Origin of the sequence: Pseudomonas juntendi (assembly GCF_021560075.1) — a bacterium.
Classification (GTDB): Bacteria; Pseudomonadota; Gammaproteobacteria; order Pseudomonadales; family Pseudomonadaceae; genus Aquipseudomonas; species Aquipseudomonas juntendi.
Genome location: NZ_CP091088.1, coordinates 2,653,363 through 2,674,774, shown reverse-complemented (window position 1 = coordinate 2,674,774; position 21,412 = coordinate 2,653,363). Strand labels below are relative to the sequence as shown.

The 21,412-nt window shown below is 53.6% G+C and carries 23 protein-coding genes and 6 pseudogenes; 5 read left to right on the top strand and 24 right to left on the bottom strand.

Going from position 1 to position 21,412, the window contains the following annotated elements; genetic code table 11:
* Positions 1-185 precede the first annotated feature (185 nt).
* From L1P09_RS12495 to L1P09_RS12485, 3 genes are all read right to left on the bottom strand, one after another.
* Entirely contained in the window at positions 186-683 is a 498-nt protein-coding gene (locus tag L1P09_RS12495) for a hypothetical protein (protein ID WP_024652063.1), read from the bottom strand.
* Between the two features lie 196 nt (positions 684-879).
* Positions 880-1,203 (bottom strand): hypothetical protein, encoded by a 324-nt coding sequence (locus tag L1P09_RS12490; RefSeq protein WP_119369880.1) that lies wholly within the window; start codon positions 1,201-1,203, stop codon positions 880-882.
* Positions 1,203-1,937 carry a metallophosphoesterase family protein gene (locus tag L1P09_RS12485; protein WP_119369879.1) on the bottom strand — a complete coding sequence of 245 codons (735 nt, stop codon included), beginning with the start codon at positions 1,935-1,937 and terminating at the stop codon, positions 1,203-1,205. The genes L1P09_RS12490 and L1P09_RS12485 overlap by 1 nt, the downstream gene beginning before the upstream one ends.
* Positions 1,938-2,253: 316 nt before the next feature.
* Here L1P09_RS12485 and L1P09_RS12480 point away from each other — a divergent pair, with 316 nt between their 5' ends.
* A complete protein-coding gene (locus L1P09_RS12480) occupies positions 2,254-2,646 on the top strand; it encodes a helix-turn-helix domain-containing protein (protein WP_233444358.1) in 393 nt (130 codons plus the stop codon).
* A 113-nt stretch (positions 2,647-2,759) separates the two neighbouring features.
* Here the strand turns inward: L1P09_RS12480 and L1P09_RS12475 are convergent, their stop codons facing one another.
* The 11 genes and pseudogenes from L1P09_RS12475 to L1P09_RS12425 all read right to left on the bottom strand — a co-directional run bounded on the left by L1P09_RS12475 (position 2,760) and on the right by L1P09_RS12425 (position 11,876).
* Positions 2,760-3,197, bottom strand: a complete 438-nt coding sequence (locus tag L1P09_RS12475) for a hypothetical protein (protein ID WP_119369877.1) — start codon at positions 3,195-3,197, stop codon at positions 2,760-2,762.
* Positions 3,172-3,675 carry a hypothetical protein gene (locus tag L1P09_RS12470; RefSeq protein WP_119369876.1) on the bottom strand — a complete coding sequence of 168 codons (504 nt, stop codon included), beginning with the start codon at positions 3,673-3,675 and terminating at the stop codon, positions 3,172-3,174. Before L1P09_RS12470 ends, L1P09_RS12475 begins: the two co-directional genes overlap by 26 nt.
* Positions 3,676-4,150: 475 nt before the next feature.
* Complete coding sequence (locus L1P09_RS12465) at positions 4,151-4,858, bottom strand: hypothetical protein (RefSeq protein WP_147406349.1); 708 nt, start codon at positions 4,856-4,858, stop codon at positions 4,151-4,153.
* Positions 4,845-5,762: a TniB family NTP-binding protein gene (locus L1P09_RS12460; RefSeq protein ID WP_024652070.1), complete on the bottom strand. Its 918-nt coding sequence runs from the start codon at positions 5,760-5,762 to the stop codon at positions 4,845-4,847. The genes L1P09_RS12465 and L1P09_RS12460 overlap by 14 nt, the downstream gene beginning before the upstream one ends.
* Positions 5,759-7,456 (bottom strand): transposase family protein, encoded by a 1,698-nt coding sequence (locus tag L1P09_RS12455; protein ID WP_235768914.1) that lies wholly within the window; start codon positions 7,454-7,456, stop codon positions 5,759-5,761. The genes L1P09_RS12460 and L1P09_RS12455 overlap by 4 nt, the downstream gene beginning before the upstream one ends.
* A 1,314-nt stretch (positions 7,457-8,770) precedes the next feature.
* Positions 8,771-9,193 (bottom strand): hypothetical protein, encoded by a 423-nt coding sequence (locus L1P09_RS12450; protein WP_313903863.1) that lies wholly within the window; start codon positions 9,191-9,193, stop codon positions 8,771-8,773.
* A gap of 292 nt (positions 9,194-9,485) precedes the next feature.
* Positions 9,486-9,785 (bottom strand): hypothetical protein, encoded by a 300-nt coding sequence (locus tag L1P09_RS12445; RefSeq protein WP_235768913.1) that lies wholly within the window; start codon positions 9,783-9,785, stop codon positions 9,486-9,488.
* A 100-nt stretch (positions 9,786-9,885) separates the two neighbouring features.
* Positions 9,886-10,191 carry a hypothetical protein gene (locus L1P09_RS12440; RefSeq protein WP_235768912.1) on the bottom strand — a complete coding sequence of 102 codons (306 nt, stop codon included), beginning with the start codon at positions 10,189-10,191 and terminating at the stop codon, positions 9,886-9,888.
* 34 nt (positions 10,192-10,225) lie between these two features.
* Positions 10,226-10,582: pseudogene (locus L1P09_RS12435) on the bottom strand (integrase core domain-containing protein); the annotation flags it as partial.
* Between the two features lie 35 nt (positions 10,583-10,617).
* Positions 10,618-10,746: pseudogene (locus tag L1P09_RS26355) on the bottom strand (transposase); the annotation flags it as partial.
* A 287-nt stretch (positions 10,747-11,033) separates the two neighbouring features.
* The gene (locus L1P09_RS12425) at positions 11,034-11,876 is read right to left on the bottom strand and encodes a LysR family transcriptional regulator (RefSeq protein ID WP_235768910.1); all 843 of its coding nucleotides are present in this window, start codon (positions 11,874-11,876) and stop codon (positions 11,034-11,036) included.
* A gap of 102 nt (positions 11,877-11,978) precedes the next feature.
* On the opposite strand from L1P09_RS12425, the gene L1P09_RS12420 reads away from it, so the two are divergent.
* Positions 11,979-12,368, top strand: a complete 390-nt coding sequence (locus tag L1P09_RS12420; RefSeq protein WP_235768909.1) for a tautomerase family protein — start codon at positions 11,979-11,981, stop codon at positions 12,366-12,368.
* A 37-nt stretch (positions 12,369-12,405) separates the two neighbouring features.
* Here the strand turns inward: L1P09_RS12420 and L1P09_RS12415 are convergent.
* The 3 genes and pseudogenes from L1P09_RS12415 to L1P09_RS12405 all read right to left on the bottom strand — a co-directional run.
* A pseudogene (locus L1P09_RS12415) lies at positions 12,406-12,504 on the bottom strand (transposase domain-containing protein); the annotation flags it as partial.
* Positions 12,505-12,650: 146 nt separating this feature from the next.
* On the bottom strand, positions 12,651-13,571 hold the full coding sequence (dmeF, locus tag L1P09_RS12410; protein ID WP_235768908.1) for a CDF family Co(II)/Ni(II) efflux transporter DmeF: 921 nt from the start codon (positions 13,569-13,571) through the stop codon (positions 12,651-12,653).
* 20 nt (positions 13,572-13,591) lie between these two features.
* Positions 13,592-13,867: a metal/formaldehyde-sensitive transcriptional repressor gene (locus L1P09_RS12405; RefSeq protein ID WP_144188380.1), complete on the bottom strand. Its 276-nt coding sequence runs from the start codon at positions 13,865-13,867 to the stop codon at positions 13,592-13,594.
* 179 nt (positions 13,868-14,046) lie between these two features.
* Between L1P09_RS12405 and L1P09_RS12400 the strand changes: the two are divergent.
* Positions 14,047-14,663: pseudogene (locus tag L1P09_RS12400) on the top strand (transketolase family protein); the annotation flags it as partial.
* 409 nt (positions 14,664-15,072) lie between these two features.
* Here the strand turns inward: L1P09_RS12400 and L1P09_RS12395 are convergent.
* Both L1P09_RS12395 and L1P09_RS12390 read right to left on the bottom strand, forming a co-directional pair.
* Positions 15,073-15,390 (bottom strand): annotated as a pseudogene (locus tag L1P09_RS12395) (methyl-accepting chemotaxis protein); the annotation flags it as partial.
* Positions 15,391-15,437: 47 nt separating this feature from the next.
* A pseudogene (locus L1P09_RS12390) lies at positions 15,438-15,843 on the bottom strand (universal stress protein); the annotation flags it as partial.
* A gap of 6 nt (positions 15,844-15,849) precedes the next feature.
* Here L1P09_RS12390 and L1P09_RS12385 point away from each other — a divergent pair.
* Complete coding sequence (locus L1P09_RS12385) at positions 15,850-16,560, top strand: LysR substrate-binding domain-containing protein (protein WP_235768907.1); 711 nt, start codon at positions 15,850-15,852, stop codon at positions 16,558-16,560.
* Here L1P09_RS12385 and L1P09_RS12380 read toward each other — a convergent pair.
* From L1P09_RS12380 to L1P09_RS12360, 5 genes are all read right to left on the bottom strand, one after another.
* Positions 16,557-17,537: a TerC family protein gene (locus tag L1P09_RS12380; RefSeq protein ID WP_054906090.1), complete on the bottom strand. Its 981-nt coding sequence runs from the start codon at positions 17,535-17,537 to the stop codon at positions 16,557-16,559. The two genes, L1P09_RS12385 and L1P09_RS12380, sit on opposite strands and share 4 nt — an antisense overlap.
* Before the next feature lie 151 nt (positions 17,538-17,688).
* The gene (locus L1P09_RS12375; protein ID WP_235768906.1) at positions 17,689-18,147 is read right to left on the bottom strand and encodes a DUF3429 domain-containing protein; all 459 of its coding nucleotides are present in this window, start codon (positions 18,145-18,147) and stop codon (positions 17,689-17,691) included.
* A gap of 34 nt (positions 18,148-18,181) precedes the next feature.
* Complete coding sequence (folE, locus tag L1P09_RS12370; RefSeq protein WP_054906092.1) at positions 18,182-18,742, bottom strand: GTP cyclohydrolase I FolE; 561 nt, start codon at positions 18,740-18,742, stop codon at positions 18,182-18,184.
* A complete protein-coding gene (locus L1P09_RS12365) occupies positions 18,727-19,140 on the bottom strand; it encodes a thiol-disulfide oxidoreductase DCC family protein (protein ID WP_054906093.1) in 414 nt (137 codons plus the stop codon). The genes folE and L1P09_RS12365 overlap by 16 nt, the downstream gene beginning before the upstream one ends.
* A 96-nt stretch (positions 19,141-19,236) precedes the next feature.
* Positions 19,237-19,950, bottom strand: a complete 714-nt coding sequence (locus tag L1P09_RS12360; protein ID WP_192441783.1) for a DUF72 domain-containing protein — start codon at positions 19,948-19,950, stop codon at positions 19,237-19,239.
* Positions 19,951-20,159: 209 nt separating this feature from the next.
* On the opposite strand from L1P09_RS12360, the gene L1P09_RS12355 reads away from it, so the two are divergent.
* The gene (locus L1P09_RS12355) at positions 20,160-21,284 is read left to right on the top strand and encodes a mechanosensitive ion channel family protein (RefSeq protein ID WP_192440017.1); all 1,125 of its coding nucleotides are present in this window, start codon (positions 20,160-20,162) and stop codon (positions 21,282-21,284) included.
* Positions 21,285-21,412: the final 128 nt, after the last annotated feature.

Here is a 21,412-nt window from a genome sequence, read left to right as displayed (position 1 = left end):
CTCGATCAGTCTGCGAAAGCCCTCCCCCTGCTGTGAGCCTAGGCGGAGAAGCAGTCGATAGGGACTCTGCCGGTTTCAAATCTCCACAAGCGTACCGAAGAGATCAAAAATTACTGCTGCTGTCATTCCTGGCTCCCCATCGGCACGCAGCCTCAACTCAGCCTCGCAGCTGTCCAGAGTGGCAGCTACTGTACAGTCACTCCATGAGCCGCAAGTTCGTTTATCAGCGTGCTCCTGCGCAACATCCGGGGGATTTTGAAGAGGCTTCTGTATGCATAGAAGAAGCAAACTGGTGCGAACAGGAGGCCGACGCCAAAAGTGGCCGTCGCGATGATCAACGCAGCAGGAATTGCCGCTACCGCGAACACGACCCCTTTCAGAATACTGGATTTAGCAACCAGTCGCAGGTGGTCTAGGTCATACTCGACCTTCCCATCTGCCTTCTGGAAGGCTACCAGAACGATGCTTTTCTTGCTCAGATGCTTGTAGTACCACGTTCTAGGCTTGTCCGTAACAATTGCCCCATGCCTTTTCAGGTAGTCCAGCATGCACACTTCTTTGAAATAGAAGGTTTTCCCCTCACCGTCTTCGCACCGAACTTGGCTGTAGAGCGTATCAATGTCAGCAGTATTTTTAACATTGTAGTTCTTGATAGTGAGTTCAATTTTCTTCAGATCAGACATGCATTTTCCTTAGTGCATTTAATCTTGAGGCCGCTGGTGGCTAAGGCCATGTGAATACCTGTGCACACGTAGCCCTCCAGCGGCTTGTGTAAGCTGGATATAAAGCTGTAATTCCGAAGTGTTCGCCGCGCCTGGCCGACTAATACAGTTCGAAAGCACCCTCAAATTGACTGGTGAATCAACCCAAGCCAAATCATCAGCGCGGTTCGCCGAGCTCGCTGGCGATTACATAATGGTCATTCCCACTAAGACTGCGCATCAGCTTGAACCCCGCCCTTGTCTCAACCAGCACGAGCGGAGGAGTAGCAACGGTCATTCCATTCGAGTTCACGTTTGACTGATCGCTGTAAACGTGCGCGGCGTAGCTCTGCCCTACTCTCGCAGCGTTGAAGAGGTAAGCGTCGACCATCACCCCCCAATCTATTCCCTGCGCTTGAATGACCTCTGAGGGAAGATCCCGCTTGAGCTCTAGCGGGTCGACGGCGTGGTCGAAAAAGTGCTTCATCACCGGATTGGCCATTAGATTTGGATCTCGAAAAAAGGGTCAAAACCGGTGTTCTCGCCAGGGTAGCCGCCTGGGTTTGAGACCACTCTGCAGCCATCTAGCTCAACATCTGTAGCTTCATGCGTGTGACCGAATACCCACACATGGGCCTTCTCAATTAGGTGCGGCCAGTCGTTGGTGTACGCTGCAGTAAGATGCCCTTCATGCTGATCACCAATCACCACGGGGGATGGTGAGTGATGGGTCACCACTACCGTTTTGCCGTCAAACGGTCGAGCAAGCTCTTGAGTCAGCCAGTCCTTGGCGATGTGGTTCCGGGTAATCAGGTCTTCCGTTCGAAGTCGCCTGTAGTTGGAGTCACACCGAATGTACTTAAAGTCGTTCATGCACTGCCTAGCGGCATTGCTAGCCGCGACCCAGTTCCCTGTTGACGTGAAGTCAGTCCATGCTGTGCTGCCGAGGATTCTGACATCCCCCAGAATCAGCGATTCGTTTTCCAGAACATGCACGTGGCCGGCCGCAGCATCCTGCATTTTCTGCAAGGTGCGATCGATGTGGCCGTCGTAATATTCGTGGTTGCCTAAGATGTACGCGACCTGGCACGCGAAAGTCTCATTGGCCCATTTGACGCCCCTGGCCTTTTTGTTGATGTCGCCAGCGAGGATTACCAGGTCAACCCCAGCGTCGAGGGGCGGCGGGTCGAAATGGCGGAACTCGGCGTGGAGGTCTGAGTAGATTCTGATTCTCAAAACGCTGACCTTGAGGGTTTAGCTATAAATTGACGCAGGCTGGGTTACAGAGCGCACGCGTGCCGGGACTGCCGGCGCAATGGAGCGGACGCATCCCAGTCTTCACTCCTCGACCAGAGCAGCGTACCAAGCGTGCCTGGCGGTTCATTTCGCAGCACTATATTGCATGGAGTCGAACCGCGCAATATGGCTTTATCCTCGGCTTTGGGTATTCCAAATGTCGTTGAGAGAACCGCTGGCCGCCGTCTTGAGGCTGACACGTACCGCCCGGAATCTGTCCCAGGAGGACTTTCATGGCAGGGTTGAGGCGCGTCAGATGAACAATATCGAGCGCGCGAAGAGCAACCCTACTCTGTCCTCGCTCGAAGACATCGCCATCGCACTGGACGTCGATCTTGTAGCGCTCGTGGCCGTGGCCAGCGCTCATGACCGCAGCCAGACCCCTAAGGAATTTTTGAAAGACCTGTCCGGCGAGATCACCAAGCTTGAGAAGCTCGGTGTCCTGGATAAGCTCGACGGGGAGTTCACCGACGGTAAGCTGCAATCAGTGCATGGTCGCGTTCGGTCAGGCGCCGCCAATCGAGCTGCGGTGCTTCAGTGCAAGGCTGAGGGGAAGACGCAGAAGGAGACTGCGGAGCTGCTGGGGCTTGCGAAGTCGACGGTGAGCGTGCTGTGGAGAAAGCAGCCGGACGGCGAACCTATTCAGTAAATCTGATTTGGACAGAGATTTGCGCCTTCGACAAAGATTTCTAATACCCGTCCAGCTGCCACTTCGCAAGATAAAAGTGTTCACTACAGTCATTCGTTGAGTAAGCTTCCGACCTACCGGTTGTAACGTGCAACCGCGTTACGCATTAACGAATCAAAATTTCGTTTCGAGATCTCGCGCACGGCAGCGCGACTGCCATAGACTGTAACCGGAAAGTCGTAAAAGATATCCAGGAAGGCGTCTACCACATCCTCGTGCTTCTGGGTGTCTGATGTTTTGTTGGCGCTGAACTTCGATGTCTCTGTTAGGCCGGACGCCAGCAGTCCAGGAAAAATCATGCGAGGCGATACTAGCGAATACTTCGCTACGTGGAACCACGTTATGATCCTCCGTGACGGCAACAAAACAAGCATTCCGACCTTCGCTTGCTCACCAAAAAACTCGCCCTCCTCAGTCATAGCCACAGCCAGTGAGAATGTGACTTGAATAACAAGATTCATTTGCAACTCCACCTCCGATCGTTTGCTATCCACGCCCGCTACCGAATCCATCGATGAAGTCCCTAAGATAAGGGCTCTCAGTATCTTGAGCGAGTTCCAATAATTGACTTAGGAGCTGCCGTCCCCGTTCAGGAGTAAATATATTTGCTGACCTACCCAGCCCGTACATATTGTCAAAGTAGTGGTGGCGATGATCATAAGACTCCAAATACCGCTCCGCTGCAGCTCTATCTGCTTGGTCGACATAATTAAGAAGCAAGCCTGTGAGGAGCACAGCAACCCGTCGACGAATCACCTGACTGATTAAAGGCCCGAGGTTGAGGTTATACCTGAACAGTTGAAAATCAGTGCTGACCGGCTGCTTGGGAAACAGGGAGGTTACTACTCCGTGCCTTGGATAGAGCAACACTCGGATAATCAATTGTATCAGTCGCCACTGACGATCATCCTCCCCCTTCTGGCATTGCATCTCAAATTCCGACATCAGAGACTGGACTTTCAGCAATGCCGATAGTGCGCCATCCTCCATGCGTGATGACTCCTTTGAAACAATATTGGAATTAGAGTGGTAGTGACCGAATAGCTTTAAAGCCATGTTGAGTTTGTAGTTATATTTCCCAGGAGTATCGAGTATGGGAACCAAGTGCCGAGGGCAAACGGTGCGAAAGACGTAACACCAGTCCGTTAGCATCGTTGGCAGCCGAAATTGCCTGATGTGCTCACAGAAGCATTCGTAGCAGAAGGCCCCTCGATAGTATCGAGGTATCAACCACGAGCTTGTTGTATCGAAACCCTTGAAGTCGGGCTGTGACATCCCCATGAGTTCAAGGCAAGTGCGTGCGAACTCACTCTCTCGATCAAAATCCGGATCGAAGTCTCCCTGCTGCATACAGCGATGATAAACATCTGTTACCTCCCTCAGTGAGAGTTTTCCAATCCTTGGAATGGCGCCCTGCCGATGCAACCAAGACGAAAAAAGCTCGTTTGGTAGCGGTTCATTAGGGTTACTCATCTTTAGACGGCTCGACGAACCATTGCGCCCTTAAAAGCGGATGGCATAAATTCAAAATTGTAGATGCGAGATTGCCCTCTGTCCTCGCATAGAGGTCGGACAGCACTGAGGTCGTAACAGCACGCAATCCGATAGTCTGAACGAAACCCTCGAAATAGTCCATGTATTGCTGTTTGGATTTGAAGCTTTGCAGAACGCTCTCACTACGATTTTGACTACCTGTAATTTCACGCTGATGAACAACACATTCGGCTTTCCCCCTCAACGGGCTTTGCGACATCAAGAAGCTAATACCAGGCAGCCCCGTGGCCATTTTACTCAAATGACTAACAGCTGTTTTTTTCATCGACCCAGTGAGAGCAAAGTCGTCAAGATCACCAATCGCAATCACCGATATAGACTGAATGCTAACCAATTCTTTCACATACGACGGGATCGGAGCACCATGATATATTCCTTCTGCACCCAACCCAAGCTCATAGTAGAAGGTCTCCAGCAAATTCATGCCGGTGAGTGCGGGGCGCGCCGCCAAATTTAAAATACATTTACCATGGGACGTCAAGATATTCTCCATCAATGTAGAAAGCCCTGCTCCTGGGTAAGAATTGATAATAGTAATCACTGGGTCAGCAGAAACGAAACTATTCATGGTGCTTTCATATATCGCCTGCTGGCATGGTGTCATTTTATGCGGTTGCATGGGTATGGGCATCCTCACGTTTAGTCTTAGGAACGTGTAGGTTGAAACCAAATCTCATTGCGATTTCACGAAGGCGAGGGAATTGCGTCGCACTAATCCGCTCAGCGCCTGATTCGATTGCATCCATTGCCAAGCACTTCATGATTTTAACAACGTTATCCATAATGCCGTATGACTCAGACAGGATCAGCGAGTTGATCTCTGCACAGGTAATATTAGATTTTATTTTTAAGGGCAAATGTGCTTCATAGGTCGCTAGAAAATCCACAAAATCCTGCCCCATTTTCCAATCACTCACATAATATTGTACAAAGCGCCTATCTATGATTCGATCAAGCGTGAGGATACTGCATGCCTCAGTATTCCCGAACGCGATTACACACAGCTTCAACGTGCCGGCAAGATTACGCATCAAAGAAAGGAGCGTCCGCTTTTGTGCGTAAGGCTGCAGCAGCGCATCATTTAGCTCATCAATAACGATTGCGCATATTCCATTATCGGCGATATATTTGAAAATAAGCTCCTCTTTATCAGCAATGCTTCGGCGACCTATGTCAATTCCGAAGGCCTGGCAAAGACGATCATGTAGCTTAAAGCGACTTGTATTCTCAGTTAATTCGATAAAAACCATTTTTTTATCGGAATTGGAGCTGAGATATTTCAGGTGATGCCAAGCGGCTGATTTGCCATCCCCCCCATTCCCATATATAAAAATGCAAGACGCCTGAATTTGGTGTGCCGTGTAAAGCATGTGACCTAGACACTCAAATACTGGCGCAAACTTCGGATTATCGATCCAAAAATCATGTCTGCAAATCTTAATTCGCTCCTCCACAGGTAGATCAAGCTTGTGGCGATGCGCCTCCAGGACGTGGGAATAGTCAAAAGTAGGATGAGAACTCATAGCTTGAACCTATCTACAATGATTTTTGGCTCAAAGGTATTTGCGCTACCTTCGCTGTTGGTGATGATACGAGGCGTACCAATTACAGGCTGAGGCGCTGGGGGGTTAGGCAGCCGCTCTCCCTGCGCGGTGACGTCTTTAGCACCGGCGTCACCAGGCGGTGGCAGAGCCTGTTTAGGCTTGGCTTTAACCTGCTGCGCCAGGAGCCGCTGGCGCTCTTGGGCTTCGAGTGCATACTCATCGTCGAGCATTCCACTTGGGGCGTTGTGACCAACAAGCCGAGCGCGAGACAGCCCTCGGTGATTGCTGTAGGACTCCCAGTTGTTAGAGAGCCTGTCGCGTGTAAAACTACACGGCACATGCAAAAACTGCCCTTCCACCAATACCCATATCGACCCCAGATCATATGGCTGGTACCTAATCTCAACGCCCCGACGTCCAATGTACGGTTCAAGCTCGTATCGACCATACCTTCTTCCCGCAAAATTAATTCCGTAGGGATGGATTACGTGGTCATAAGAGGGTGCGAGAAAGTCAATCATGAAACGATCGTGATTCTCAGGACGGATGACTCTATCTCGATCCAGCAGTCCCAAAGAGTCATAGTGATCCCACGCTTGACGTGGCGTGCATCCAAGCTCTCGATGAACTGTTCCGTTATAAAGTATTGCCTCATCCAGTAGAAACTTTGCGCACTCAATTACATTATATTTTGCATCGTGCTCAGGAGTTAGCCCCTGCCGCTGAATCACATTGCTTCCAGTGGTGCCGGGGAGAAAATGAACCGAGGTCATGAAAGTGCCAATCACTCTTTCTATCAGTCCTCCGTACCACTTCTTGTCAACAGGACGATGATCCCAGTCTATTCCCCAGCGCTTGCATGTCGCTCTAAAGCGAGGACTTGTAAACTCCGCAGCATTATCTGTGTAAATCTGAAAGGGAATGCCGTGAAAGGAATAAGTATTAATGCCAGGAGCGTATAGCTCTAAAGATTTAGTTTTTTCAAGAATTGCGAAGCTCAAGGCATTTGCAACTGTTCTTAATCCGGGCGCCTGCAGGCTTAAGTATAGCCCGAGTATAACTCTCGTTAAGGAACACATCAGAATTGTCAACCACGGCCGCCCAACTATTACGTTCGGGTCAAACTCATCTACAAGAAGAATATCTACGGAGGTGTGATCCATTTGCACTTGCTGAAGCACCCGCTCCATCACCTTTTTTCCGGACTTGATAAGATATTTATTATCTCCCTTCTCCTTACCATATTCACGATAGTACTTCTCTTTTTCGGGCTTAGCTGCCACAAACTTTTTGGCCTGATACTTGCTGGGAGGGCGCTCATTATCAGGGCATAGACCTTGAGCCTCCTTCCAGACCTTCGACCAGGATGCGCTCGGCCCTCGATAATATTCTTGATATGCAATTTCCAAAGCGCTGCGCTGCCCTTCCGTAAGCATATCGCGCCCTGGTTTCGTCCCTCGCTTTTTCCTTGTCAGCTCAAGATAGCTTTCGGACTCTAGGAATTTATTGTATAGCTTGTAAAACTGGCTCTTTTTTAATTCTAGAAGCTCCATCGCTTTAGGCTGATCAATCATTTTTTGTTTTAGCTGCTGAAAAATGGCTTCCCGCTTCAGAGCAAGCCGTAGTTCAGCGTCACTTATATCCAATGATTGATATGGAACTGCCTCACGCATCGCAGTTGGATTAGCGGGCTTCCAAGGCCTCGGAACTCTTAAAGGAGGAACCTTAGCCCTAACCGGTCGTGTTGTGTGAATTGTGATTGAGGTGCCAGAGTCCTTCGCCATTAACATTCACCACACTAGAAATATGAAAACTTGGACAGTAAGCAGTTCGAGCCACTTATTAATCTATCGCTGCCTCATACTTGGAGCCAGATTAATCACCGCTTCTACTCAATTGCCTAGGCTCTAAGTAATCACTGAGATCCTTGATTGCTTTCGAGAAGAAGACTTAGTGACTTCGCATTGGCAATACGCTAGCTCACCACGCCGACCGCATCAACTAATTTTTAAAGCTGTCATCAGCCAAAAAGTTGACACTTCGAATATTTAATATATTGCGCAAGCCCCAGAAAATATCAGCTGAATTTCGCAGAAATTTTTACTTTATGAAAATCAATAAGTTACATTAAAGCTGACTATTTATACGCAAATTGAAAATCACCAATAATTAATTAATTCGGCCTTTCGAGTGTGCTCTAGCGACCTATGGCCTGCTCAAAATTCCGACTCGTTTACGCGCAAAAATTGGCTTTGCGGGTGCCTCGATGTACAGCAAACCGAACTCGTACCAAGCTTACTTACACGATTCTCAACGGATTAATGGAGTGAAGCGATGCAGTTTTCTAGATCCTTTTATAGGGCTGATCGGTGTGCCGTTGCATCCCTCTCACTCGCTAGAAGGTATTTATAAAAACTGAAAGCAATAATTTGAGATTCTCAACTAATGCTGGGCCTTACTTCGGTGTTTTCAACTGATAACAGGTCTACCTCCAGAGGCAGACCTTCTCATCAGCCTCAGACCGTGAAGATAAATGCGAACGTCCATAGGACGACCATCCGCCTGTTACAACTAAAGCTTGGGATGCCTGTCTGTTGTCAACCAGTAGGACGAGTTTGATACGTGCTCAAGCCCGCCGACAGCAGCGATGGAAGGATTGTGGAGGTGAGCGAAACCAGTCGATGGCTTGTCACTGCGGGGCTTTGCAGGCTCGCGGGGAGGCCATTGGCCGGAAAAAAGACAAGTTGCAGCCTTTGAGCGGAAAAAAATATTCATTTTTCCGGTCTATGGCTCCACCCTTGGAAAAACCTCAGCCAGATCATAGGGATATGATTTTCCGTTTAACTGATAAAGCTCACACCAAGAAACCCCGTTCGACGTAAAATCAGTCGTTTGCGATGGCATCCTCATACCGCTCCTCAGGCTGTCCTTTCATAAAACCCCGTTTCTTCATTTCCACTCTCAGATTGGCCTAGGCCTCTATGACCTCATGCCTCGACACCAGCAAAGCGCTGTGCGTCCAGAGCTTGCACCGCCGAAAATCCTCCACTTCTCTTAAAACTCATGTTGTGTACAAAGTTCTTCATCGCGTCTGATGGGTCAATCGCCTCAAGGTTCAGGCCGTCGACTGTGGCCCGAGAGAAGGCAACGCTGAGAATCGGTTGATCCTCCATGTGTCCGGTTGAGCTGTTCAACACATTATCCATGGCAGTAACGATTACCAGCTCGTCCGGGAGGATGGCCAGCAGCTCCCGCCCAACTCGCAGAGCACAACTGCAGACGTAGTCTTGGTGCAGCTCATTAAAGCGCCCACCTGGCATCGCTTTGGTTGAGAGCTTGCCGCTCTTGAGCAGAGACTTGATTTCGGACGGGATGACGTGTTCGCGGGAGGCCGTCAGCTCTTCCCCCATCAGCGCCAGCTCGCTCTCGAGCGACAGGCACTGCTGCTCGAGCAGCTCCTCTCGGGAAAAAAGGCAAAGCGGTCGTCGGCGGCTTGTTCTGGGGTTGTCATAACGGTCGTCGCTGCTGAGGATACAAATGTTCTCCTGACAAGCTTAGCTGTATATACTGTATGCATCAACAGTGCATCGACGTGAGCGCGACCTCTGCGTCCCAGTTTCGAATCTGTAAATGCAGAAAATCGACTCGAGTGGATGCAGGTTGCCAGCTCAAGCGGAGGAGCCGTACATGTCCCTAAAGTCATCATTCGCCATTGTGCTTCGCGCGCTTCGCAGCAAGCGAAACATCTCGCAGCGTGATTTCGGTGATACTAGCCGCACGTTCCTTTCCAAGCTGGAGGGTGCTCGAGCAAGCATCACGTTGGACAAGCTCGAGCAGGTGAGTCAACGCCTGGAGTTGAGCCCATTGACCATATTGACCCTCACCATAAGCGAGCAGACTGGTAGGCCTCCAGTGGATCTCATTAACAGCCTGCGCTGCGAAATCGAGCACCTGCAAGGTGATGGAGGTGTAACTGGGCTGGACGTTGCTTTCGATGGCCACTCAAGTTCTAGACTTCAGCCTTCCCTCGCTGCGAGGGCGAAGCAAAATGAGATCCGCTCCCCTGCCCTATAGCTGCGCGACAGTTCGTCTTTGCGGTGGATTACTCTGATGATTCAGGGCAGACAATCAGAGCAATCAGCTCCGGAACCAACGCGCGCGCATCCTGCTCGTACCCTTCACTCCACCGGTGCGACCAATCTAGAGGGAATCCTTCCTCTTCCCACTCGGCCAAGGCAAGTGCATTGAGGATCTCCATCTCAAACCAGAGGGCCTGCCACTCTTCACCATCTGTTACCAAGGTGGGGTGTTGCCAGACGAATTCAGTCTGCGCCACGAAGTTCGACCAGCTCATCAGATCTTGAGGTGCCTCCTGGGCCACTACCCTTAGCACCGAAACTGTCAGCACGAGTTCCCCTCAGAGAAAACGAACACTGTAGTGGTCAACTCATTCCGGACACAGTTTTGAGTTTTTCTTCAGCTTTCGCCGGAGCCAGCCCATCGTTGAATTGATGGGGGCGGATCCAGTTGTAGTGGCTCATCAGGTACTGGCTAATGTCTCGTTGGGCTTGCTGCCCGGTCAGGTAGCCCGTGGTCGGTATCCATTCTGACTTCAAGCTGCGAAAGACTCGTTCCATCGGCGCGTTATCCCAGCAGTTGCCTCGGCGGCTCATGCTCTGGCGCATGCGATAGCGCCACAGTCTCTGGCGGAATTGACGGCTGCCATATTGTGACCCCCGGTCGGAGTGGAACAGTAGCCCTTGAGGCTTACCGCGCTGTTCGTAAGCACTGCGACGGGCTCATGGCCGCGCTCCTGTTGAAGCTGATTAACCCAGCGGCGTAGGGCCGATTCGACCAAGCCGAGCGAGCGTGCTGCTTCGGCATGACTGTAGCCTTGATCGAGCACCAGGTAGGCAGCTTCGCGTTTGAACTCAGGGATAAAGGTACGGCGTTGCTTGGGCATCAGACACCTCTCTGTGGCGAGCATTCTCGCCTAAATGGGTGTCCGGAATCATTAGACCACTACACTCTTCGATATATTAGGTCTGATAAGCCACAGGTCATCCGAACCTATTGCAGCGTTGAGCGATGTGAAATTGACCGAGCCGGTATAGATGCCCTCCTCCAGCCGCTGGTGCTAACAGAGTTGGCCGACAGCCTCCGCGCCGCGGTTGAGGCATTCATCGCGGCAGGCGCTACGGCCAAGACCGTGCGTAGCTACCAGAGCGCCCGATTGTCTTATCTCCAACCCTATGCAAGATAACCCAGCAACAATTGCCGCACATTTTCCACTAGCACAGACTCCCCCTTACGCGGAGGAAGTAGCAGGAACCTAGCTTGCGCCAATTCAGGTAGGCCAGCCCTGTAGGGCTCGACACCAAGCGGTATGGCACTCGCGTTTAGGCATGCAATGCCAAGCCCTGCCTTCAATGCCGATTGCAACCCCGCCAGCCCTGAGGTCGAGTAAACGATCTCATATCCGACATGGTCGCGTTCCAACACTTGGCAACTGTATTCTGACAATCCGCATCCGCTGATTGCGAGCAGTGGTAGCGGCTGCCCAGGCTCAGGAACCCAGCCAGAAGCGGCTACCCATTGCAGTGGTTCCCGCCTCACCTCAAAGGTGCTGTATGTGAACACGCGCTCGTTGAAACGCATTGCCAAGCCAATGTCCAGGTAGTCACTTGCATGGTCAATTTCCAGACTCTTTTTCATCACCACATGAAGTCGAAGCCGTGGATGCCATTCACGTAACTTTTTCAGCAGTCCGGCAATGTCGTCAGGGCGGAAGTAATCGGTTATCGCCAAGCGTATCTCACCTTCGAATTGTTCGTCTCGAACATCAGACAGCGCCCGCTCCCCCAGGGTGAGGATCTGCTTGGCGTGGCGCAAAAGTCGTTCACCCGCAGGGGTGGGGTGAACACCTTGCTTGCTTCTAATGAGCAACTCGACTCCGATAGCATCTTCCAGCTTCCGCAGTTGTTCACTGATGGCGGAGGTTGAGCGAAACAGAGCCGGAGCGGCAGCAGAGATACTGCCTGCGTTACAGACTGCTAAGTAGACGTAGAGCTGGGTGAGATCGAAGTGGTACATGCAAGTTCCGGATAAACAGGAAGATGAACACTGATTTTCCTGCTTTTTAGGATGATGTTCAAAGGCTAAGTTACTAGTACATCACTGACGAGGATTACTGAAATGCCTGGTATCACCCTAACCCTACCTGGTGCGCCTGATGCTGCCTTAGCGTCCCGACTCAGCCACGAGTTGACTGAACTGACTGCACGCGTTCTGGACAAGCAGCCATCACAAACGATGGTGATCGTTGGGTTCGTTGATCCTAGTTTGTGGTTTATCGACAGTAAATCGCTTGAGAGCTTGGGGCGAAATAGCTTTCGCCTGGAGATCACGATTACCGACGAGACGACCACACTGGCGCAAAAACGGCGCTATCAGCGTGAGTCGTATGATTTGCTCTCAGAGCGCATTGGGAATGTGCACCCTCATTCGAACGTCCACATCATAGACGTGCGTGCTACGGCCTATGGCTATGGCGGCGTGCCGCAAGCGGAGAAACTATGGGGATGAAAAAAGATAATCCTCCGCCCAGCTTACCTTGCGTAAGCTAGGCCGGCACCCACTGATGCGGCAGCAATCGCCCGATCTCACTCGCCCGCTGTGATGGCAGGCGCGTGAGAACACCCTTCAGATACGCATACGGATTACGGCGTTACCAAACACCTATTTGATAGCTCGCAACGTTGCTGAAAGTGGTATGCGGACGGTTGCGAATGGCCGCTATGGGTCAATAGCAGCTATTCAGGGCAAGCCATATAACCTGTGGATCCAGCCACTTCAACAGGAATTAAATCAGATCGGCCGGTATTCAACCGTCAGATGGTTGATTTCGTGAACCGGTTTTAGCCGTTCGCGAATGGTGTCAGCGTTCGCAGTTGCATCCCCAAGGACGCTTACGATAGCTGCATGGGCTTGTGGTCCAACTCGCCAGACATGCAAGTCCGTGATAGTGACATCCCCCTGTCTCTCAACCAGCTCGCGGATCTCCAAGGCGACGTGTTCATCTGTCTTATCCAGCAGTACTGCTGCGGAGGCCCCCATCAAGGTCCATGCCCAGCGCGCAATAACAATGGCGCCGACAATCCCCATGACCGGGTCCAGCCACACCCATCCGAGATACTGGCCGGCAAGCAATGCAGCAATAGCCAGAACGGAAGTCAGCGCGTCGGCAATGACGTGGACGTAGGCCGATTTCAGGTTGTTGTCGTTACCGTGGTGGGCGTGGGCATGGCTGTGATCGTGATCGTGCCCATGACTATGCCCGTGACCTAGCAGCAGGGCACTGACAATGTTGACGATCAAACCGGCAATCGCGATGAGCGTCGCGGGGCCGAACTGAACTTCTGTTGGCTGCGTGAGGCGCATGACAGACTCAACGCCCATTCCCACTGAGACCATTCCGAGAATCAGCGCCGAGGCGAATCCGCCCAAATCTCCAACCTTACCGGTACCGAAACTGTAGCGCTGGCTGGATGCGTGGCGTTTTGCGTATACATAAGCTGCCGCTGTGATGCCCAATGCGCCGGCATGAGTTGCCATGTGAAAGCCATCAGCCAGTAACGCCATCGAGCCCGTGATATAGCCAGCAGTGATCTCACCAACCATCATCACAACGGTCAGCGCCACAACCCAGAGCGTACGTTTGGCATTTTCGTCATGTGCCGAGCCAAGGAACACATGATCGTGAGCGTAATTTATGTTCGTGCTAGACATTAGCCTGATCCTGGATGCGTTCACTTGGAGTAACGGCGAATCGCTTCAAGAAGCTCCTGAACGCCTTTGTTACGCTCTTCTTCGCTGAGAGCAGGATTCGCGACATGCTCCCGCGCGTGGTCTTCGATGATTTCATCCATCAAGCCATTGATAGCTCCACGAGTAGCGGCGACAAGGTGCAGTGTTTTCGCGCAATCGAGGTCCGACTCCAATGCCCGCTCAACGGCTTGGATTTGTCCGGCGATACGTTTCACACGTTTGAGCAGATCGTCTTTGTTCGCTGCAATGTGACTCATGGGATACCCCCCCTACCTATACGCCCTGTATGATAGGTATACCCCCTATACGTATGCAAGGGTTAGCGGTTGGAAGGCTTACCTACACGTCCTTGGGGGTGTAGTGACTTCATTTTCGAGGGTAAATCGAGGGGTTTGAAGAGCCCTTCTCGCCGATGACTACCCCCTTGCGACAGTCATTCGCGACTGGCTACTACCGACACAAAGCTGCCCCCCACCAAAAGCGGATGGCTTATGACTTCATCTGCATGGCGATCGCCGAAGAAAACCTCAACGTGAAAATCGTCTGCGGGTTGCCAGGCCTTATCACCGGTTATGGGCCAAGCCACCAAGCGACCGACGACCTGGCGATCTTCCGCGCCATGCCAAACCTGATGATTGTCGATCCCTGCGATGCCCTGGAAATCGAACAAGCGGTGCCCGCGATTGCGGAAAACCAAGGACCGGTGTACATGCAGCCTGCTGCGTGGCAACGTGCCGCTGCTGCTGGACGAGTACGGCTATATGTTCGAGATAGGCAAGGCCAAGACGCTACGATCAAGCCCTTGGATGAACACACCATTCTCAGCGAGGCCCGAAATCCGGGCGTTTGGTGGTAACCGCCGAGAACCACTCGATTATCGGCGGTCTTGGCGAAGCGGTCGCAGGTTTGCTGCTGCGCAACGGAGTGACACCCACCTTCCGTCAAATTGCCCTGCCGGATGCTTTCCTGGATGCCGGCGCATTGCCAACGTTGCATGATCGATACGGTATCTCTACAGAGGCGGTTTGCGCTCAGGTTAAAAGCTGGATGTGACGACGCAAAGGGGGCTCAGCCCTAATGCCTGTCCGTTAAGCGTTACTGGGGCTGCTTTGCAGCCCTTCGCGGGCACGCCCGCTCCCACATGTTTGGTGCTGAACTCAAGAACTGCGCGACCTCCTGTGGGAGCGGGCGTGCCCGCGAAGGGTCGCAAAGCGGCCCCAAATTACTTAATGGAATGGCATTAGGCTCAGCCCTCCCGTATTGATCCCTTCAGAACATGGCTGTGCCCCCAACGAACGAGGCGCTGTCAGCGCACGATCACCCTGGCTGCGGCTTTATTCCATAGCTACCGTTCAACGTGTAATGGATTTGCAGCTATTCAGATAGTTACAAGCCATGAGCGCACCGATTACGGCGTGCATGGAGGCCACTCCTCTCATGCGATCCATTTTAAAAGGTGAGGCTATTTCACTTCATTAGCGAAGCGCCCGATAGCCTCCACGACTTGCTTTGCCCCCTGTTGGATCTCGAGGATAACAGTACCCGCCTGATTGGCCAGTACCAGGCCTTCCTCGGCTTTCGCCCGACTGCTGAACATCTCGGCGACGGCTTTAGTAGCGAGCGCCTGGTTTTGCTGAACAACGTGCATAATCTCTCCGGTCGCTAAGCTCGTATGGCCTGCGAGTTTTCGGACTTCATCAGCAACTACAGCGAAGCCCCGCCCCTGTTCTCCGGCACGTGCTGCTTCAATCGCCGCTTTCAAGGCAAGAAGGTTGGTCTGCATAAGTACCCGTGAGTTGTCGTGGGTCAGCAGGAATTTGCTACCGGTCACGGTCCCCGTGCCGCCAAGAAAGGTGAGTTGCATGGTTCAAGGCTCCCACTGCTCGGCGACATCGGGGTGCACCGCGAGCACGCTGCAGGGTGGGTGGCTGACAATCCGCTCGGTGGTATCGCCCAACAGCTTGTCCAGCCCTTTGGACTGCACGACCCCCATCACCAGCGCATCGATACCCAGCGCAACCACCTGTTCACGGATGACCTGCACCGGGCCGCCTTCCATGAAATGCCTGCACTCCGGCGCAACGCCCTCAGCGTCGGCCAAGGCGTCGAAGGGTTCCTGCTGCGCTCCACGCATCTCTTCCAGCCAAGCTTGGGTAACATTGGTGTCCGCGGCAAACACGCCGGCCAGGTTGTAGGCCGACAACAGGTGCAACGACGCGTCGCACTGCAGCGCCCACACATGATCGGCGTCACCCTGTTCGTCCGTGAGTCAACGGAACTGGTGGTCGCCGTTCTCCCTTCGTTCGGTTTCAGCTGGTTGTTGCCCCGCTTGCCACGTTTCCAGCAATTACAGCCGCATATCAGCGTCCGGCTGCAGCCCAGTCTCGCGCTATCTAACCTGGCGCGGGAATCTGTCGACGTCGGGATCCGCATGGGCAAGGGCGACTGGGATGGGGTGGAGCAGCACTTGCTCTTTCATGACGAGACGCTGGTGGTTGCCGCCCCGCACTTCAACGGTGGGGTGCATCCTCAGACCCCTGAAGAGATCATCGGCAGCAACATAATTTTCAACATGGAATCTTGGCAACCTTGGTGTCGAGCCGCTGGGCTGGATAGGGAAGTGCCGCGCATCGGCCTGTGCAGCAACGACTCCAACTTGGTACTCCAAGCCGTACGTTTGGGCCAGGGGATCGCCCTGGAGCGCCGCAGCCTTGTGCACGACGCCATTCAACGAGGGGAGTTGGTGCAACTCTCCCCCGTGATCGCGCCCTATCCCTACCCCTATTGGCTGGTATTGCCCAACCGTGAGCGTTCGGAAACAAAGCAGCAAGTGTTCTCGAGTTGGCTGAAACACGAGGTCGCTGAATATCTGAACGAACAGGATCATGGCAGCAAGCAGCGTCGACCAGCCCACCTCACCCGCCCTGCCGAGCGCGATGCAAGCCTTTAAACCTTGACCGGCGTTCTGGTTTTCCAGAGTGACAGCAACACGCCGCCAATAAGTAGGCCAATTGTAACGCTTAAAGAAATTTCGGCAGGCACCTTGCCAACAATGTCGTGCAGGAATATTTTCGCGCCTATGAAAACCAGTACCAGCGCCAAGGCGTATTTGAGATAGGCGAAGCGGCTTATCATCGCAGCCAATGCAAAATACAGTGCGCGCAAACCGAGTATCGCGAAAATGTTCGACGTATAGACAATGAAGGGGTCCTGCGTGATGGCAAAGATCGCTGGCACACTGTCAACAGCGAACACCAAGTCGGCGCACTCAATCAGAATCAACGCGAGAAATAGCGGCGTCACCCATAATACCCGCCTGCCGGAGGCATCAGGGATACGAACCAGGAAGTGCTGACCGTGCAACTCGTCAGTCACACGTAGATGACTGCGTAGGTACTTGACGAAGCGATTGTTTTCCAGATCGGGCTCATGATCCACGCGAGCGAACAGCATTTTCACACCCGTGAATACCAGGAAGGCGCCGAAGATGTAAAGAATCCAACTGAACTGCGTAATCAGCGCGGCGCCCAGGCCTATCATGATGGCCCTCAATACAATGACCCCCATGATCCCCCAGAACAGCACTCTGTGCTGGAATTCTCTGGGAATGGCAAGAAAACTGAAAATGAGGGCAATAACGAACACGTTGTCCATGGACAACGACTTCTCGATCAGAAAGCCAGTCACATAGTCCATGCTTGCGTCGCTGCCTTTCTGGAAATAGACCCAGACAGCAAATAGCAGGCCCATGCTGATGTAGCCAGCCGACAGGAGCAGGCTTTCCTTGACACCGATTTCTCGATTCCCACGATGGAGAACCCCTAGGTCAAGCGCCAGCAGCGTCAACACGACAGCGAAGAATGAAAGCCACAGCCAGAGATCAGTGCCAAGCACGTCTTGGGAGAGATACGCATTAAGGGCAGACATGAGCCCCTCCTATATAGTCGTAGTTTAACAACTATGACTCCGACATGGCGGCTACTTACCGTCAGAGGGGCCCGGCGTCACACCATCAGAATTTATCCAGCGCAAAAATGTTGCAAGGGCGAAAATTTTGCTATTTGTTTCTTCTGTGACTTCAGTTTCCGAACGCTACGACAATGGCACTCAATACCAGACACAAGCTCGCCACAACCGTCAAACGTACCCGCATAGGCATATACCAGCCTGGCATGAAGTTGGCCAGTTTACGGTCTTGCCAAAGGTGCACGGTAAATCCTGAAGCCAGTACCCAACAGCCCCATGACACCGGTAACAACATGGCAACCCAGCCGATCAGGGCTGGCATGACACTCCACACAAGCCGCTGTTGTCGCTCAATAGCAGGCAAGGCCGGCAACGTCATCGCGAACCCCCAATGCAGGGCCCCGACAAAACTCAGTATCACGGCCCCATAGCCAACCAACGCTTCAGCCAGGTTATCTCGATACTCACCGCCAAAAAAAACCAGCAGTGCCAGGTCCAGAAATGGCAGCAAGCCACCGTAGCCCAAGATTGTAAAGCGGCTTGGAGATAACGTATCGAACACTGTACCCATGGGTGCGCCCTCCTCCACGGCTCAAAACCAAATTTCAGCTGTGTCGGCCAATCAGCGTGAGAAATTCATGCCGCGTCGTTGGGGAGTCTCTGAATTCGCCTAGCATGACCGAGGAAATCATCACCGAGTTCTGCTTTTCTACACCACGCATCATCATGCACATGTGCTTGGCTTCGATAACCACCCCAACCCCTGCCGCATCGGTCACTTCCTGCATGGCACAGGCAATCTGCCTGGTCAGGTTTTCCTGAATCTGCAAACGGCGGGCAAACATGTCCACCAAGCGCGCTACTTTGGAAAGCCCTAGTACTCGCCCTGTTGGCAGGTACGCGACATGTGCCTTCCCAATAAACGGCAACATGTGGTGCTCGCATAACGAGTACAGTTCAATGTCGCGAACGATAACCATCTCGTCGTTCTGACTTTCGAACAGCGCCCCGTTGACGATTTCACTCAAGCTCTGGGTATAGCCATTGCATAGGTATTGCATCGCTTTGGCAGCACGCTGAGGCGTATCCAGAAGCCCTTCGCGCTGCGGGTTTTCACCCACGCCAACAAGGATTTCACGGTAGTGCTCGGCTAGCGAATGTGACATTTGGAGGCCTCACCTTTGCAACGTTGCCCGCCATCGGGATGGGGTAACCAGGCCAGACTTGGCCTCAAGCGACAGAACAATTTGTAAAGAACCGAAAGCACTGGACGCAACGGGCGCCACGCCAAGGGTGCTGCCCAAAGACCCAAACCAGCAGCACGCCAGGCCCACAGGGTCGCGTCCAAGCCGGTGACCCACTGCCCATTCGCGAACCTTGCGTGCAAACAGGACCGTAGTTCCTCAATCGTCAGGCCCAGCGGTATGGGATCGAACTCATCGCTGTCGATATCGACCAGGATGAGCTTTGCTGCCGTGCAACGCCTGCGCAGAAATGCGACCTCCCTGGCACACAATGGGCAGGCCCCGTCAAAATAAAGCGTCAGAGGCCACTCGCAATACATGTACAAGACCTCATTCATGTACAGGTTTTTGTACAAGTTAGCTGAAGCCAAAAAATACGCAATAGGCAAGATGATTTGCGACGACCGCAGAATGCCCTAACTCAGACACCCTTCGAGCGCCAGCGCATTTCCCAGCGCAGCACCCGAAGCCGTGTTGTCGAAGACGCACCATGTTGCCGCACCGGCAGCGTGGCTGCGCCGCAGCCGTTCAGCCAGCTGTAGCAGGTATTGTTGGGAATACTCGCTGCGGTAGATCCGCGGTTCGCCGTGCAGGCGCCAGTAGACCAAGCCTGGCCAGCCCGCGGGTTGTGCGTCGGTGCCAAAACGCGAAGGGCTCGCCGCCACTTGAGCGATATGCAAGTCGACCAGCATCGACTGCGCCGCTTGCCAACTGGCGTGCCTGGGTTCGACTGCCACCGGCCCGGCATGGCGCTGGCGCAAGCGTTCAAAGAAACGCCGGTCGCGGCCATCATCATGGGCCAGCGATGGCGGTAATTGTACGAGCAGGCAGCCAAGGCGGTCACCCAGGTGTTGGCATTGCCCAAGAAACGCATCAAGCGCTGCTTCAAAGCATTCCAGTTGCAACTCGTGGGTGATGTGCTTGGGTAGCTTCACCGCAAATCGGAAATCCGCCGGTACAGCGCAAGCCCACCGGGCATAGGTCGCCGGCAGGTGCGGCCGGTAGAACGAGCTGTTGATCTCGACGGCACCCAGCCGCGCGGCATAGCGCTGCAGGTGGCTACCCGGCTGCAAGAACGCCGCGGCGTACTGGCGCGGCAAGCTCCAGCCCGCGCATCCCACGTGGATCATCATGGCACTCCATGGCTCGCCGTTGCTGTAATGGAGTCGCCAGGTGCACTTGTTGTTCCATCGCCGCTACCCTCGGCGCGCTGGGGCCCATACCTATCACTGAGCATGCCGCCGTGCGGTTTTTGAAATCCGATCGACCTATGGCGCCGTCAGGGCATCCCATGAAAAGACCGTCATATCAATCCAGTCACCCAGGAGACCCACTGCTCATGAATGACCGCCTGATAGCCCTGTTCACCGAGACTACCTTGTTCGGCATTTCCATACTCAATTGGCTGCTGGCCCTGGTGGTGGCCATCGCGACCTTCCTGGTCGCCCGCGCAGCCATCAGCTTCCTGCTGCACCGCATCCGGCGCTGGGCCGAACACGACGGCGTGCTCAGCCATGTGCTGGCCAAGGTGATGGCCGGCACCAGCAACTTCCTGCTACTGCTCGCGTCCTTGCTGGTAGGCCTGAGCATGCTCGACCTGCCCGAACGCTGGCTGACGCGGGTCAGCAGCCTGTGGTTCGTGGTCGCCGCCCTGCAAATCGGGCTGTGGGCCAACCGCGCCATCGGCCTGGGGCTGGATCGCTACTTCGCCGGTCAACGCACCGACGGTCTTACCCAGGCCAGCGCACTGGCCACCCTGTCGGCGTGGGGGGCGCGGGTGCTGCTGTGGTCGGTGGTGGTACTGGCGATGCTGTCCAACCTGGGCGTCAACATCACCGCGTTCGTCGCCAGCCTTGGCGTCGGCGGCATCGCCGTGGCGCTGGCCGTGCAGAATATCCTCGGCGACCTGTTCGCCTCCCTGTCAATCGCCGTGGACAAACCCTTCGAGGTAGGCGACTTCATCGTCATTGGCCCGTTGGCGGGCACCGTTGAACATGTGGGCTTGAAAACCACACGCATCCGCAGCCTGGGTGGCGAGCAGATCGTCATGGCCAACGCCAGCATGATCAGCAGCACGATCCAGAACTACAAACGCCTGCAGGAACGCCGCATTGTGTTCGAGTTTGGCCTGTCCTACGACTCGCCCACGGAGGCCGTGAAAAAAGCCCCTGGCATCGTTGAGGAGGCTATCAAGGCGCAATCGCAGGTGCGCTTCGACCGTGCTCATTTGCGTGGTTTTGGCAAGGAAGCGTTGGAGTTCGAGTGCGTATACATCGTCCAGGACCCGGGCTACAACCTGTACATGGACATCCAGCAGGCGATTAACTTCCACCTGCTTGAGCGCTTTTCCAAAGTGGGCGCCAAATTCGCGGTACCGGTGCGGGCGATCAAGGTCACCGCATTGCCGCAACAAGCCAACTTGTCGGTGCCAGGGCGCGAGGGCCTGAGCATCAAGGGCGCGTGAGCGCCCCTCCCCATTCGCCCCCCCGTTGCGAGCGCAGGGTTCCCAGCAGCCCCTCGAATCGCTTCGAACTTAGAGGCTCCTCAGTACTCGTAGCGTTTAGACACACTAAATGGCAAGGCGAGGTCGAC

Excerpts from the sequence above, each read along its gene's own strand:
- L1P09_RS12495 (WP_024652063.1), bottom strand. The coding sequence starts at position 683 with ATGTCTGATCTGAAGAAAATTGAACTCACTATCAAGAACTACAATGTT.
- L1P09_RS12490 (WP_119369880.1), bottom strand. The coding sequence starts at position 1,203 with ATGGCCAATCCGGTGATGAAGCACTTTTTCGACCACGCCGTCGACCCG.
- L1P09_RS12480 (WP_233444358.1), top strand. The coding sequence starts at position 2,254 with ATGAACAATATCGAGCGCGCGAAGAGCAACCCTACTCTGTCCTCGCTC.
- L1P09_RS12475 (WP_119369877.1), bottom strand. The coding sequence starts at position 3,197 with ATGGATTCGGTAGCGGGCGTGGATAGCAAACGATCGGAGGTGGAGTTG.
- L1P09_RS12470 (WP_119369876.1), bottom strand. The coding sequence starts at position 3,675 with ATGGAGGATGGCGCACTATCGGCATTGCTGAAAGTCCAGTCTCTGATG.
- L1P09_RS12465 (WP_147406349.1), bottom strand. The coding sequence starts at position 4,858 with ATGCAACCGCATAAAATGACACCATGCCAGCAGGCGATATATGAAAGC.
- L1P09_RS12460 (WP_024652070.1), bottom strand. The coding sequence starts at position 5,762 with ATGAGTTCTCATCCTACTTTTGACTATTCCCACGTCCTGGAGGCGCAT.
- L1P09_RS12455 (WP_235768914.1), bottom strand. The coding sequence starts at position 7,456 with ATGCGTGAGGCAGTTCCATATCAATCATTGGATATAAGTGACGCTGAA.
- L1P09_RS12450 (WP_313903863.1), bottom strand. The coding sequence starts at position 9,193 with ATGGGGGAAGAGCTGACGGCCTCCCGCGAACACGTCATCCCGTCCGAA.
- L1P09_RS12425 (WP_235768910.1), bottom strand. The coding sequence starts at position 11,876 with ATGTACCACTTCGATCTCACCCAGCTCTACGTCTACTTAGCAGTCTGT.
- L1P09_RS12420 (WP_235768909.1), top strand. The coding sequence starts at position 11,979 with ATGCCTGGTATCACCCTAACCCTACCTGGTGCGCCTGATGCTGCCTTA.
- dmeF (WP_235768908.1), bottom strand. The coding sequence starts at position 13,571 with ATGTCTAGCACGAACATAAATTACGCTCACGATCATGTGTTCCTTGGC.
- L1P09_RS12405 (WP_144188380.1), bottom strand. The coding sequence starts at position 13,867 with ATGAGTCACATTGCAGCGAACAAAGACGATCTGCTCAAACGTGTGAAA.
- L1P09_RS12385 (WP_235768907.1), top strand. The coding sequence starts at position 15,850 with ATGATCGGCGTCACCCTGTTCGTCCGTGAGTCAACGGAACTGGTGGTC.
- L1P09_RS12380 (WP_054906090.1), bottom strand. The coding sequence starts at position 17,537 with ATGTCTGCCCTTAATGCGTATCTCTCCCAAGACGTGCTTGGCACTGAT.
- L1P09_RS12375 (WP_235768906.1), bottom strand. The coding sequence starts at position 18,147 with ATGGGTACAGTGTTCGATACGTTATCTCCAAGCCGCTTTACAATCTTG.
- folE (WP_054906092.1), bottom strand. The coding sequence starts at position 18,742 with ATGTCACATTCGCTAGCCGAGCACTACCGTGAAATCCTTGTTGGCGTG.
- L1P09_RS12365 (WP_054906093.1), bottom strand. The coding sequence starts at position 19,140 with ATGTATTGCGAGTGGCCTCTGACGCTTTATTTTGACGGGGCCTGCCCA.
- L1P09_RS12360 (WP_192441783.1), bottom strand. The coding sequence starts at position 19,950 with ATGATCCACGTGGGATGCGCGGGCTGGAGCTTGCCGCGCCAGTACGCC.
- L1P09_RS12355 (WP_192440017.1), top strand. The coding sequence starts at position 20,160 with ATGAATGACCGCCTGATAGCCCTGTTCACCGAGACTACCTTGTTCGGC.